We start from the raw sequence: 11,877 nt of genomic DNA, 5'->3' as shown, positions 1-11,877 counted from the left end.
GATGATCTACATTTCCGCTGTCGGCATGATCAACGCGCTGGGCAACAGCCTCGACGAGATCGCCTGCAACCTGACGCGCGGTATCGCCCCCGGTATGCGCCCGCGCGCCGGCTGGCTGCAGGGACAACCGCAGGCGATACTCGGCGGCGTTGACGGCGAGCTGCCCGCCATCGGCGATGCTTTTGCGGCCCACCGCTCGCGCAACAATCAGCTGCTGCTGGCGGCGCTGGCGCAGATTCAGCCGCAGGTGGACGACGCTATCGCCCGCTACGGCCGCGATCGGGTGGCGGTGGTGCTCGGCACCAGCACCTCCGGGCTCGATGAGGGCGACAGGCACGTGGACTTCACGCTCAACGCGAAGGCGAGCGCAGCCTGGCACTACCCGCAGCAGGAGCTGGGCGACCCGTCGCGCTTTCTTAGCCACTGGCTGGATCTCGACGGCCCGGCCTTTACCCTCTCCACCGCCTGCTCCTCCAGCGCCCGCGCGATAATCAGCGGGCGGCGGCTGATCGAGGCCGGCCTCGCGGACGTGGCGATTGTCGGCGGCGCCGACTCCCTCAGCCGGATGCCTGTGAACGGCTTCCACAGCCTGGAGTCCCTCTCCCCAACGCTATGCCAGCCCTTCGGCCGCGACCGCTGCGGAATTACGATTGGCGAAGGCGCGGCGCTGATGCTGCTGACCCGGGAGCCGCAGCCCATCGCCCTGCTCGGCGTGGGCGAGTCCAGCGATGCGCACCATATTTCGGCTCCCCATCCGCAGGGCGAAGGGGCCATCCGCGCCATTCGCCAGGCGCTCGACGATGCCGGTATCGCCGCCGACGCGGTGGGCTACATCAACCTGCACGGTACCGCCACGCCGCTTAACGACCAGGTGGAATCGCAGGTGGTGAGCGCGCTGTTTGGCGAGCAGGTGCCGTGCAGCTCCACCAAGCATCTGACCGGCCATACGCTTGGCGCGGCGGGGATCACCGAGGCGGCAATCGCCATGCTGATCCTCCAGCGCAGCCTGCCGCTGCCCGCCCAGGATTTCAGCCTTTCGCCGCGCGACCCGGCGCTGCCCGCCTGCGGCATTATCGAGAAAGCGCAGCCGCTCGCCCGGCCGACGATCCTGTCCAACTCGTTCGCCTTCGGCGGCAATAACGCCAGCATTCTGCTCGGGAGAGTTTTATGAACCACTATTTGTCGCCCGGCGACTACCTGCCGCACGACGCGCCGATGCTGCTGCTGGAAGAGGTGCTGAAGGTCACTGACGAAACCGCCGTTTGCCGCGTTGCCGTCACCGGCCGCAGCGTGCTGGCGCCGTTTCTTGACGCCGACGGCAACCTGCCCGGCTGGTTTGCGCTGGAGCTGATGGCGCAGACCGTCGGCGTCTGGTCAGGCTGGCATCGCCGCCGGCAGGGGCAAAGCAGTATTGCGCTCGGCATGGTGCTCGGCGCCAGGGAGCTGATCTGCGCCGCGGGGGTTCTGCCCGCCGGCCGGACGCTGACCATCAGCGTTAATCTGTTAATGCAGGACGCGCGTTTTGGCAGCTTCGAGTGCGCCATCAGCGCCGGGGATGAGGCGCTGGCAACCGGCAGGGTGAATACCTTCCAGCCTACCGCCGAAGAGTTAACGACGCTTTTTAATCAGGGAGAGAAACCATGAGTCGTTCAGTATTAGTGACCGGAGCCAGCAAGGGCATCGGCCGCGCCATCGCCTGCCAGCTGGCGGCGGACGGTTTTACCGTCGGCGTTCATTACCATCGCGACGCCGAGGGCGCGCGGGAAACCCTCGAGACCCTGCAGGCCGCCGGCGGCGCCGGGCGGGTGCTGAGCTTTGACGTCGCCAACCGCGAGCAGTGTCGCGAGGCGCTGGAGCAGGATATCGCCGCCCACGGTCCGTGGTACGGCGTGGTAAGCAACGCCGGGATCGCCCGCGACGGCGCCTTCCCGGCGCTCAGCGACGACGACTGGGATTGCGTTATCCACACCAACCTCGACAGCTTTTACAACGTTATTCAGCCGTGCATTATGCCGATGATCGGTGCCCGTCAGGGCGGGCGGATTATTACCCTGTCATCCGTTTCCGGGGTGATGGGCAACCGGGGTCAGGTCAACTATAGCGCGGCGAAGGCGGGCATTATCGGCGCCACCAAAGCGCTGGCCATTGAGCTGGCGAAACGCAAAATCACCGTCAACTGCATTGCGCCGGGGCTGATTGATACCGGAATGATCGAGATGGAAGAGGCCGCGCAGAAAGAGGCGATGGCGCTGATCCCGATGAAGCGTATGGGCCAGGCGGATGAAGTTGCCGGACTGGCCAGCTATTTAATGTCCGACATTGCGGGTTACGTCACCCGCCAGGTTATTTCCATCAATGGAGGTATGTTATGACACGCCGTGTCGTGATTACAGGGATGGGCGGCGTCACCGCCTTTGGGGAAAACTGGCAGGACGTTTCCGCCAGGCTGCTCTCTTACGAGAACGCCGTGCGCAAGATGCCGGAATGGCAAATCTATGACGGCCTGCACACCCTGCTCGGCGCCCCGATCGACGATTTCACCCTGCCGGAGCACTATACCCGCAAGCGTATTCGCGCCATGGGCCGGGTATCGCTGATGTCCACCCGCGCCAGCGAGCTGGCGCTGGAGCAGGCCGGCCTGATCGGCGAGGCGGTGCTCACGAACGGCGAAACCGGTATTGCCTACGGCTCTTCGACCGGCAGCACCGGCCCGGTGAGCGAGTTTGCCACCATGCTGACGGAAAAGCATACCAACAACATTACCGGCACCACCTACGTACAGATGATGCCGCACACCACCGCGGTCAACACCGGCCTCTTCTTCGGCCTGCGCGGGCGGGTTATTCCCACCTCCAGCGCCTGCACCTCCGGCAGCCAGGCTATCGGCTACGCCTGGGAAGCCATTCGCCACGGCTATCAAACGGTGATGGTGGCCGGCGGCGCCGAAGAGCTCTGCCCGTCCGAAGCGGCGATCTTTGATACCCTCTTCGCCACCAGCCAGCGCAACGATGAGCCGAAAACCACCCCGTCGCCGTTCGACGCACGTCGCGATGGCCTGGTGATTGGCGAAGGCGCCGGTACGCTGATCCTCGAAGAGCTGGAGCACGCCAAAGCGCGCGGTGCGACGATCTACGGCGAAATCGTCGGCTTTGCCACCAACTGCGACGCCGCGCATATCACCCAGCCGCAGCAGGAAACGATGCAAATTTGCATGGCACAGGCGCTCAGCATGGCCGGGTTACGCGCCGAAGATATCGGCTATATTTCGGCCCACGGTACGGCGACCGATCGCGGCGATATTGCCGAAAGCCGGGCCAGCGCTACCCTCTTCGGCAACCGCGTGCCGATCTCTTCGTTGAAAAGCTATTTTGGCCATACGCTGGGCGCCTGCGGGGCGCTGGAAGCCTGGATGAGCCTGCAGATGATGCGTGAAGGCTGGTTCGCCCCGACGCTCAACCTGCGCCAGCCGGATCCCCAGTGCGGCGAGCTCGACTACATCATGGGGGAAGCGCGCAGGATCGACTGCGAGTATCTGCAGAGCAATAACTTCGCCTTTGGCGGCATCAATACGTCCATCATCATTAAGCGTTGGTCTTGATATGTATCGGCTTTTGCTGGGGAAAATTTCGACCTTAAGCACTCGGGCGCTGCCGCCGGCGATCTCCGCCCTCGCGCCGCAGGGCGCGCGCCGCGCCGGCTGGTTAGCCGGCCGCGCGCTGCTGTATCAGGCGGTGACGCCGCTGCCCGAGATTATCTACGCCCAACAGGGCAAGCCGGGGTTTGCTGACGGGACGCCGCTGTGGTTTAACCTCAGCCACAGCGGCGACGATATCGCGCTGCTGCTCAGCGACGAGGGGGAAGTCGGTTGCGATATCGAAGTCATTCGCCCGCGAGAAAACTGGCGTCGGATCGCCAATGCGGTGTTTAGCTCCGGCGAACACGCCCAGCTGGAGGCCGAACGGCCGGAAATGCAGCTGGCGGCGTTCTGGCGCATCTGGACGCGTAAAGAAGCGATCGTTAAGCAGCGTGGCGGCAGCGCCTGGCAGATTGCCAGCGTCGACAGCTGCTTCCGCTCCCGGCTGTCGGTCAGCCAGCTCCAGCTTGGCGCCCTCAGCCTGGCGGTGTGCACGCCGACGCCGTTCGAGCTCAAGGTCGAACGGCTGGGCTAAGCTATCCTTTGCGCTTCAGCGGCCAGAAGATGGTCAGCACGCCGGCGACGATAATCAGCACGCCCAGCAGCGAGCGCCAGCGGAAAGCCTCATGCCAGCCGGGCAGCCAGATAGCGGCGGCCCACACCACAATGTAGCTCAGGCTCAGCAGCGCATAGGCTTTGGCGAGCGGCAGGCGATGCAGCGCAAAGTACCAGCACACCATTGACAGCAGATAGCCGCTCAGCCCCAGCGCCAGGCCGAAGGTGCCGGCCCGGAGATGTACGAGGTGGCTGATAAACGCGACCAGGTCGGTCAGCGGCGGCAGTTCAACCATCGCCCCGCGCAGCAGCAGCTGTGCGGCGCTGACCAGCCCAACGCTGAGTAGCGCCCAGATTAAGCCCATCAGACGCTACTCCCGAGAATCACGATACCCACGACAATCATCCCGACCCCGACCCAATGGCGGCGCGCTACCGGCTCGTGCCAGACGCCCCACGCCGCGAGGGTGACCCAGACGAAGTTGAGGCTCAGCATCGGGTAGGCGATACTCACCGGGATCGCCTGCAGCACGCTCAGCCACAGCAGCATACCGCCGCCGAGCGCCAGCAGCGCCAGCCCCAGCCAGCCGAGAATATGCCGCCCGCGCCGTCCGGATTTGGACGGGCGGGTGGCCTGTTTTTGGCACAGCTGCCCGGCGCAGCTCAGCAGGCTGGCGAGCGCCAGGCAGATCCAGATGCTCATTGCGGCAGATACTGGATGAACACAACCCGTCCTAACTCATAGGAGTTGTCGGGTTTCGGTAGCGCCAGGTCGTTCATATTCTCCCCTTTGTCCATCAGCAGAACCAGCGACACCGGCCCCTGCTGACGATGCGTCTCCAGCCAGCTGGCAAAGTCGCCCTCGCTGACGAAGCGGCCCTGCGCATCCGGCCAGTCGAGACCGTATTTTAGCTCACCCTGCTTATCGAACAGAATGATATCGCTGCGCCTGAGCTCCCACGACAGGCCGCCGGCAATACCGACGTTATTGGTCAGCACGTAGCGGCTTGGCGCCAGCGACTCGCCGACGATATCAATCATAAACTGCGGCTGCTTGCTATCAATCACCCGGTCAGGAATGGCGAAACCCACCAGCAGCGCCAGTCCCAGCGGACAGCAGGCGGCCAGCGGCCAGCGCCGGGCGCTGTCCTTCATCGTCAGCCAGCCCACCAGCGCCCAGGCCGCAAATATCAGGGCCGCCAGCAGGCACTTATACAGCTCAATCTGCGACCACACCGGCTTGTGCATAAAGCTCCACGGCGAGACCGCCAGCACCGCCAGCAGACCGACCAGGCCGAAGCCGATATTGATCATCGCGTTGATGCGCAGCACCTTCGCCCCCGCTTTCGCCGCATTCAGCGCATAGCGGGCCATCAGGATCGCCAGCGGCCCAAAGCACGGCAGGATGTAGGTCGGCAGCTTGCCCTTAGCGATGCTAAAGAACAGCAGCGGCATCACCACCCAGCCCAGCAGATACAGCGCGCCGCGGGCGTCGTCGCGTTCGGTCCAGCCGCGCTTCAGCGCCCCGGGCAGCAGCGCCAGCCACGGCAGGCTTCCGGCAATCAGGAACGGAATGTAGTACCAGAACGGAGCTTTATGCTGAGCGTCTTTCTCGGCAAAGCGCTGGATATGCTCCACCCAGAAGAAGTAGCGCCAGAAGTCCGGCTCGCGCTGGGCAATAGCCAACCCCCACGGCAGCACCACCAGCGCGCAGACGCCCACCGACAGCCAGCCCCAGGTCAGCACTTCGCGCCAGCGCTTACGCGCAATCACCCACGGCAGTACGCCAACCACCGGCACCGCCAGCGCGAGGAAGCCTTTGGTCATCACCCCCATCCCGCAGGCCACGCCCAGCAGGAGATAGCCGGCCATTTTGCCCTTCCGGGTCTGCGCCTGAGCGGCGCCCCAGAAGCTGCACATGGCGAGGGCCATCCACATGGCGATCATCGGGTCCAGCACCGCATAGGTGCCGATACCGTAGACCAGCAGCGCGGTCAGGAACATCACGCCGGAGAGGATCGCCAGCCGTTTATCCCGCCAGATCCGCCACGCCAGCCAGGCAACCAGCAGCGCGGTCACGCTGATGGAGAAGACCGAGCCAAAGCGCACGCCGAAATTGTTGTGGCCAAACAGCCACTGCCCGATGCTGTTAATCCAGTAGCCGGCAATTGGTTTTTCAAAGTAACGCAGCCCGAGGAAATGCGGCACCACCCAGTCGCCGGAGGCCAGCATTTCGCGGCTAATCTCCGCGTAGCGCGTCTCGTCAGGCTGCCAGAGCAGGCGGAAATTCAGCGGCAGTACGTAATACAGGGCAAACAGCGCCAGCAGGGAGATACCATAACGAATGCTTTTCATACGTCCTGACTCAATAATTGTTCACGCCCAAGCCAGCCTTCCCGGCCGGCCAGTTCACCGCGGACCACCTTGCCCACCGGCAGCTCGCTAAAATCAGCGGGCAGCAGCTGGCTTAGCGGACAAAACTGGATCTCTTCCTGCGCCGCCATCGTCAGCAGCTCATCAAACTGCTGCGCAAACGCAATGCCTTCAACTTCGGCATGAATGGTATAGACCGGGACGCCCGGGTCGCGATGAATGCAGTCCAGCAGATAGCGATTAAAGCCGCCAGCATCAACCGCGCTGCCGACCACCTCATCCCAGGTGGGAAGCGTGACCGGGATCTGCACGGTGCCCAGCGTCTCGTTGCCGAGCTGCGGCCGGAAGGGGCGGCTGCCCCGGCAGTCGCTGTTGTAGAGAAAATCGAAGGACTCTTTGGCTTTGATAACCCGCTGGTCGGCGCGCCAGCCGGCGACGGCGGAGCAGGTCACCGGCTGGCCAATAATCCGCTCCAGCTCCAGCAGCCCGCGCTCAACCTCCAGGGTCAGGCGCTCCTGCGGCCAGACGCCGCTCCACGCCTGCCAGCTGTAGTGATCCCAGGCATGCAGGCCCACCTCATGCGCCTGCGCCGTCGCGCGCAATACCTCTTCATTGCCCGCGCCGATGCGCCGCCCGGGCCAGGCGGTACCGGCCAGCAGGATGTCCCAGCCGTACAGCGAGGCCGCCTTTGAGCGCAGCATCTTCCACAAAAACTTCGGTTTTATCAGGCGCCACAAATGGCGCCCCATATTGTCCGGCCCAACGCTAAAAAAGAAGCTTGCCTGAATCCCGTGCTGGGCCAGAAGGCTCAGCAGCCGCGGAACTCCGTCCCGCGTGCCGCGAAAGGTATCAACATCTATGCGTAAGCCGACCTGTTTCATGATCTCTTATCATCCGCCAGTTCAACGGTGCGCAGGAAGAAGTCGAGGGTATGCTCGACGGTCTCTTCCATCGGTACCGTCGGCGTCCAGCTCAGGCAGCGCTTCGCGTTGCGGATGCTCGGCTTACGGTGCTCGACGTCCTGATAACCTTTACCGTAGTAATCGCTGCTTTCGACATCGCGGAAGCCGGCGAACGGCGGGAAGCTGCCGCGCAGCGGATGGCGCTCGAAGCAATCCAGCAGCATCTCCGCCAGCTCTTTAATACTGGCTTCGTTATCCGGGTTACCGATGTTGATAATCTGCCCGTCGCAGCGACCGTCTTTGTTCTCGATAATCCGGAACAGCGCCTCAATCCCGTCGCTGATATCGGTGAAGCAGCGCTTCTGCTTACCGCCTTCGATAAGCTTAATCGGCGAGCCCTCAACCAGGTTGAGGATCAGCTGGGTAATGGCGCGGGAGCTGCCGATACGCGCGGCGTTGAGGTTATCCAGACGCGGCCCCATCCAGTTAAACGGACGGAACAGGGTGAAGCGCAGCGCGGCTTTATCGCCGTAGGCCCAGATAACGCGGTCGAGCAGCTGCTTCGATACCGAATAGATCCAGCGCTGCTTGTTGATCGGCCCCACCACCAGGTTCGAGCTGTCTTCATCGAAGTTTTTATCGGTGCACATACCGTACACTTCAGAGGTCGACGGGAAGATAATGCGCTTATCGTACTTCACGCAGTCGCGGATAATCTTCAGGTTCTCTTCGAAGTCCAGCTCGAACACGCGCAGCGGGTTACGGGTGTATTCGATAGGCGTGGCGATCGCCACCAGCGGCAGAACCACGTCGCATTTCTTAATGTGATACTCAATCCATTCGGAGTGAATGCTGATATCCCCTTCGACGAAGTGGAAACGCGGATTCTCAAGGAAGCGGCTGATGGCATCGGAGCCGATATCCAGACCGTAGATTTCGTAATTATCGTCCTGCAGTAAGCGCTCGGTCAGATGGTTGCCGATAAACCCGTTAACGCCGAGGATCAGCACGCGGGTGCGGCGCTTAATCGCCACCACCGGTTTGCTGCTCAGCACGGCGCCAGAGACCAGGCCCAAAGCCTGCGCCAGCTGCGTACCCTGAATATAGACGCCGCGATCGGTCTGACCGGTGACGATTTCCAGCGCTCCGTCCTGGCAGGCCACCACCAGCGGCGTGGTGGAAATCACCGTCCCCGCCTTCGCTGCCGGCAGGTCGTGACGGACGCGCGATTTCCAGACGATAAATTTGTTGGCGCCGGTATAGCCAAACGCGCCCGGCCACGGATCGGATACGGCGCGGACCAGGTTATGCAGGGTTTGCGCGGGCTGCTCCCAGTCAAGACGGCCATCTTCCGGCGTACGGCGGCCGACGTAGGTCGCCTGGCTCTCATCCTGCGCGCGCGCGTCAATTTTGCCTTCACGGATCGCCGGCAGCGCCTGGCCCAGCAGCTCGGATGCCGCCGAGCACAGCCTGCGGTGCAGGGTCAGAGCCACGTCATCGCCCCCGATGGCCACCGTCTGCTGCGCGACGATATCGCCGGCATCGGCGCGGCTGACCATGCGGTGCAGGGTGACGCCCGTTTCGCTTTCACCGTTGACCAGCACCCAGTTCAGCGGCGCGCGGCCGCGATATTTCGGCAGCAGGGAGCCGTGCAGGTTAAAGGCGCCCTGCGGCGCAATATTGAGGATCTCATCGCCCAGCAGATTGCGGTAGTAGAAGGAAAACAGGACGTCCGGCGTCATTTCGCGGATACGTTCAATCCACAGCGGGTGATTCACATCTTCTGGCGCCCACACCGGGATACCTTGTTCCGCAGCGATACGCGCCACCGAACCAAAGAAATGGTTTTCGCCGGGGTTATCCGGATGGGTGAAAATAGCGGCAATGTCATACCCGGCGTCCAGCAGGGACTGAATACCGGCACAACCCATATCGTGATAAGCGAAGACTACGGCTTTCATGAACGATCTTCCTCTTGAGATGCCGTTTCCGGCTGACGAACAACACGTTGAATAAAGTAGCGGGGGCGGGCGCGAACATCGTTATAGATGCGGCCGATATACTCCCCAAGCAGACCCATGCCGACAAACTGGGCGCCGATAAACATAAACAGCACGGCAAAGAGCACGAATACCCCTTCGGCCGCCCACTGCGGGCCTAATACCAGGCGCAGCACAATCAGCAAGATCGAGAAGGCAAAGCCCAGCAGGGCGATCACGCTGCCGAAAACGCTGAGCAGGCGCAGCGGCGTGGTGGTCAGGCAGGTCACCAGGTCGTACATCAGGTTGATCAGGCGCATAAAGCTGTATTTGGAATCACCGAACTCACGCTCGGCGTGCATCACCGGGATCTCCACCGCCCGGCGGGCAAAGGTATTCGCGAGGATCGGGATAAAGGTGCTGCGCTCGTGGCAGTTGAGCATCGCGTCGATGATATGGCGGCGATAGGCCCGCAGCATGCAGCCGTAATCGCCCATCGCTTTGCCGGTGGTGCGCTGGATCAGGCGGTTGATCATCTTCGACGCGGTTTTACGGAAGAAGGTATCCTGGCGGTTCTGACGTACGGTACCGACCACGTCATAGCCCTCGTCCGCTTTCTCCACCAGCCGCGGGATCTCCTCCGGCGGGTTTTGCAGGTCGGCATCGAGGGTAATGATCAGATCGCCGGTGACGTGGCTAAAGCCCGCCATAATCGCCGAGTGCTGGCCGTAGTTGCGGTTCAGCAGCACCGCCACGACGTGGCTGCCTTCGGCTTCGGCCGCCGCCGTCAGCATGCGGGCGGAGTCATCGCTGCTGCCATCATCGACCAGCAGGATTTCATATTCGCGCCCAAGGGTGGCGCAGGCGCTATCCGTGCGGCGAATGAGCTCTGGCAGGCTCTCCTGCTCGTTATAAACAGGGATAACCACCGAGACCTTCTTCACGGGAGGATAAGTAAACATATTAACGTCCTGACAGCTGGTGCAGAGCGGAGATAACGCGGGTGACGTCGTCATCGGTCATATCCGGGAACAGCGGGAGTGAACAAATGCGCGCGCTGTTCCATTCCGTATTCGGTAATGACAGCGTCGGGAAGCGCTCGCGGTAATACTTTTGCGTATGCGCCGCGCGGAAATGCAGCCCGGTGCCGATCCCCATGGCTTTCAGCTGCTCCATTAAGGCATCGCGATTAATGCCGCAGAGGGCTTCATCGACGCGAATAATAAACAGGTGCCAGGCGTGCTGGTGCTCCCAGCCCGGCACCTGCAGCGGCGCGAACGGGGTATCCGCCAGCTCGCTCAGATAGCGGCGGGCGATGTCGGCGCGACGCCGGTTGGCGTGCGGCAGCTTCTCCAGCTGCACCAGCGCCAGCGCGGCGTTGATATCGGCCAGGTTGTACTTGAAGCCCGGGGAGATCACCTCCGCCTGCGGAGCGCGGCCGAGGGTCTGGCGGTCGTAGGCATCAACGCCAAGGCCGTGGAATTTGAGGCTACGGATACGCGAAGCCAGCTCGTCGTCATCGGTGACGATCAGGCCGCCTTCGGCACAGGTCATATTTTTAATGGCGTGGAAGGAGAAGATTGCGGTACCGCGGCTGCCGACGTGACGGCCCTTGTAGTAGGTCCCCGCCGCGTGGGCGGCATCTTCAATCACCGCGATGCCGTGACGCTCGCCGACGGCGCGAATCGCGTCGATATCCGCCGGCGCGCCCGCGTAATGCACGGGAACGATGGCCCTGGTGCGGGGGGTAATCGCGGCTTCGACCGCTTCAGCGGCGATCATCAGGTTATCGCGATCGACATCGATCATCACCGGCGTCGCGCCCAGCAGACAGATCATGTTCAGGGTCGAGACCCAGGTCTGCGAAGGGGTGATCACCTCATCGCCGGCGCCGATGCCCAGCGCCATCAGCGTGACGTGCATGCCGCCGGTCGCCGAGCTGACCGCCACCGCATGCCGGTTGCCGGTCAGCGTGCAGAAGGCCTCTTCCAGCGCCTGATTTTTCGGCCCGGTAGTGATCCAACCTGATTGCAAAACTTCACGCAGCGCGGCCAGCTCTGCGTCACCCATTGACGGGCGCGAAAACGGCAAAAATTCGCTCATCATTTTCCTGTTCTGTATATGGCCCGAACAAACTCAGGCCGGTAGAAAAAATATCCTGCGCCAGCGGACTTAAACAAAATGAAAATGAAATTCTTTCAATGCCACATTTTCATTCCAGGGTATTTGACGTTATTTAATTTAGACGGGGTTGCTTAGGATAATATTAAGAAATTAATATAGTTGGCGATCGACAATACAACCAGTTGTTTTATAAATAAGTTTATTAACTGTGATGGCGGTTTTAAGCGGGGAATTCGGCCCCTGACTCAGAACGGGCCAGGAGCACGGGGCGGTAAAGTAAACAAACATTAAACCGTTAAACAATAAATAA

The 11,877-nt window shown here is 62.2% G+C and carries 12 protein-coding genes; 5 read left to right on the top strand and 7 right to left on the bottom strand.

The features are described from left to right. The first annotated feature begins 1 nt into the window (after window position 1). Genes GO007_RS19705 through acpT form a run of 5 tightly spaced genes read left to right on the top strand, consistent with a single transcriptional unit; the run spans window position 2 to window position 4,169 of the window. Window positions 2–1,171, top strand: a complete 1,170-nt coding sequence (locus GO007_RS19705) for a beta-ketoacyl-[acyl-carrier-protein] synthase family protein (protein ID WP_095102893.1) — start codon at window positions 2–4, stop codon at window positions 1,169–1,171. Continuing rightward, window positions 1,168–1,644 (top strand): hotdog family protein, encoded by a 477-nt coding sequence (locus GO007_RS19700; protein WP_095102892.1) that lies wholly within the window; start codon window positions 1,168–1,170, stop codon window positions 1,642–1,644. The genes GO007_RS19705 and GO007_RS19700 overlap by 4 nt, the downstream gene beginning before the upstream one ends. Then, window positions 1,641–2,372, top strand: a complete 732-nt coding sequence (locus GO007_RS19695; RefSeq protein ID WP_095102891.1) for a 3-ketoacyl-ACP reductase FabG2 — start codon at window positions 1,641–1,643, stop codon at window positions 2,370–2,372. Before GO007_RS19700 ends, GO007_RS19695 begins: the two co-directional genes overlap by 4 nt. Then, window positions 2,369–3,598, top strand: coding sequence for a beta-ketoacyl-ACP synthase (locus tag GO007_RS19690; protein ID WP_095102890.1), 1,230 nt, complete (start codon window positions 2,369–2,371; stop codon window positions 3,596–3,598). The genes GO007_RS19695 and GO007_RS19690 overlap by 4 nt, the downstream gene beginning before the upstream one ends. 1 nt (window position 3,599) lies before the next feature. Continuing rightward, on the top strand, window positions 3,600–4,169 hold the full coding sequence (gene acpT / locus GO007_RS19685; RefSeq protein ID WP_095102888.1) for a 4'-phosphopantetheinyl transferase AcpT: 570 nt from the start codon (window positions 3,600–3,602) through the stop codon (window positions 4,167–4,169). 1 nt (window position 4,170) lies between these two features. Here acpT and arnF read toward each other — a convergent pair whose 3' ends face one another. The 7 genes from arnF to arnB are packed head-to-tail and all read right to left on the bottom strand — an operon-like array spanning window position 4,171 to window position 11,546. Beyond that, window positions 4,171–4,554 carry a 4-amino-4-deoxy-L-arabinose-phosphoundecaprenol flippase subunit ArnF gene (arnF, locus tag GO007_RS19680; protein ID WP_095102887.1) on the bottom strand — a complete coding sequence of 128 codons (384 nt, stop codon included), beginning with the start codon at window positions 4,552–4,554 and terminating at the stop codon, window positions 4,171–4,173. Next, entirely contained in the window at window positions 4,554–4,892 is a 339-nt protein-coding gene (arnE, locus tag GO007_RS19675; protein WP_095102885.1) for a 4-amino-4-deoxy-L-arabinose-phosphoundecaprenol flippase subunit ArnE, read from the bottom strand. The genes arnF and arnE overlap by 1 nt, the downstream gene beginning before the upstream one ends. Then, complete coding sequence (gene arnT, locus GO007_RS19670) at window positions 4,889–6,544, bottom strand: lipid IV(A) 4-amino-4-deoxy-L-arabinosyltransferase (RefSeq protein ID WP_095102884.1); 1,656 nt, start codon at window positions 6,542–6,544, stop codon at window positions 4,889–4,891. The genes arnE and arnT overlap by 4 nt, the downstream gene beginning before the upstream one ends. After that, window positions 6,541–7,443 (bottom strand): 4-deoxy-4-formamido-L-arabinose-phosphoundecaprenol deformylase, encoded by a 903-nt coding sequence (gene arnD / locus GO007_RS19665; protein WP_095102883.1) that lies wholly within the window; start codon window positions 7,441–7,443, stop codon window positions 6,541–6,543. Before arnD ends, arnT begins: the two co-directional genes overlap by 4 nt. Beyond that, the gene (arnA, locus tag GO007_RS19660; RefSeq protein ID WP_095102882.1) at window positions 7,440–9,425 is read right to left on the bottom strand and encodes a bifunctional UDP-4-amino-4-deoxy-L-arabinose formyltransferase/UDP-glucuronic acid oxidase ArnA; all 1,986 of its coding nucleotides are present in this window, start codon (window positions 9,423–9,425) and stop codon (window positions 7,440–7,442) included. Before arnA ends, arnD begins: the two co-directional genes overlap by 4 nt. Continuing rightward, window positions 9,422–10,405, bottom strand: a complete 984-nt coding sequence (arnC, locus tag GO007_RS19655; RefSeq protein ID WP_095102880.1) for an undecaprenyl-phosphate 4-deoxy-4-formamido-L-arabinose transferase — start codon at window positions 10,403–10,405, stop codon at window positions 9,422–9,424. The genes arnA and arnC overlap by 4 nt, the downstream gene beginning before the upstream one ends. 1 nt (window position 10,406) lies before the next feature. After that, window positions 10,407–11,546, bottom strand: a complete 1,140-nt coding sequence (gene arnB, locus GO007_RS19650; protein ID WP_095102879.1) for a UDP-4-amino-4-deoxy-L-arabinose aminotransferase — start codon at window positions 11,544–11,546, stop codon at window positions 10,407–10,409. Window positions 11,547–11,877 lie beyond the last annotated feature (331 nt).

Origin of the sequence: Klebsiella sp. 10-1 (assembly GCF_009758445.1) — a bacterium.
Taxonomy (GTDB): Bacteria; Pseudomonadota; Gammaproteobacteria; order Enterobacterales; family Enterobacteriaceae; genus Klebsiella; species Klebsiella scottii.
Note: the sequence above shows the minus strand (reverse complement) of the source record. Positions and strands in the feature narration are given on the sequence as shown.

Bases quoted from the DNA above. Each gene is read 5' to 3' on its own strand.
- GO007_RS19705 (WP_095102893.1), top strand. From the start codon at position 2: ATGATCTACATTTCCGCTGTCGGCATGATCAACGCGCTGGGCAACAGC.
- GO007_RS19700 (WP_095102892.1), top strand. From the start codon at position 1,168: ATGAACCACTATTTGTCGCCCGGCGACTACCTGCCGCACGACGCGCCG.
- GO007_RS19695 (WP_095102891.1), top strand. From the start codon at position 1,641: ATGAGTCGTTCAGTATTAGTGACCGGAGCCAGCAAGGGCATCGGCCGC.
- GO007_RS19690 (WP_095102890.1), top strand. From the start codon at position 2,369: ATGACACGCCGTGTCGTGATTACAGGGATGGGCGGCGTCACCGCCTTT.
- acpT (WP_095102888.1), top strand. From the start codon at position 3,600: ATGTATCGGCTTTTGCTGGGGAAAATTTCGACCTTAAGCACTCGGGCG.
- arnF (WP_095102887.1), bottom strand. From the start codon at position 4,554: ATGGGCTTAATCTGGGCGCTACTCAGCGTTGGGCTGGTCAGCGCCGCA.
- arnE (WP_095102885.1), bottom strand. From the start codon at position 4,892: ATGAGCATCTGGATCTGCCTGGCGCTCGCCAGCCTGCTGAGCTGCGCC.
- arnT (WP_095102884.1), bottom strand. From the start codon at position 6,544: ATGAAAAGCATTCGTTATGGTATCTCCCTGCTGGCGCTGTTTGCCCTG.
- arnD (WP_095102883.1), bottom strand. From the start codon at position 7,443: ATGAAACAGGTCGGCTTACGCATAGATGTTGATACCTTTCGCGGCACG.
- arnA (WP_095102882.1), bottom strand. From the start codon at position 9,425: ATGAAAGCCGTAGTCTTCGCTTATCACGATATGGGTTGTGCCGGTATT.
- arnC (WP_095102880.1), bottom strand. From the start codon at position 10,405: ATGTTTACTTATCCTCCCGTGAAGAAGGTCTCGGTGGTTATCCCTGTT.
- arnB (WP_095102879.1), bottom strand. From the start codon at position 11,546: ATGAGCGAATTTTTGCCGTTTTCGCGCCCGTCAATGGGTGACGCAGAG.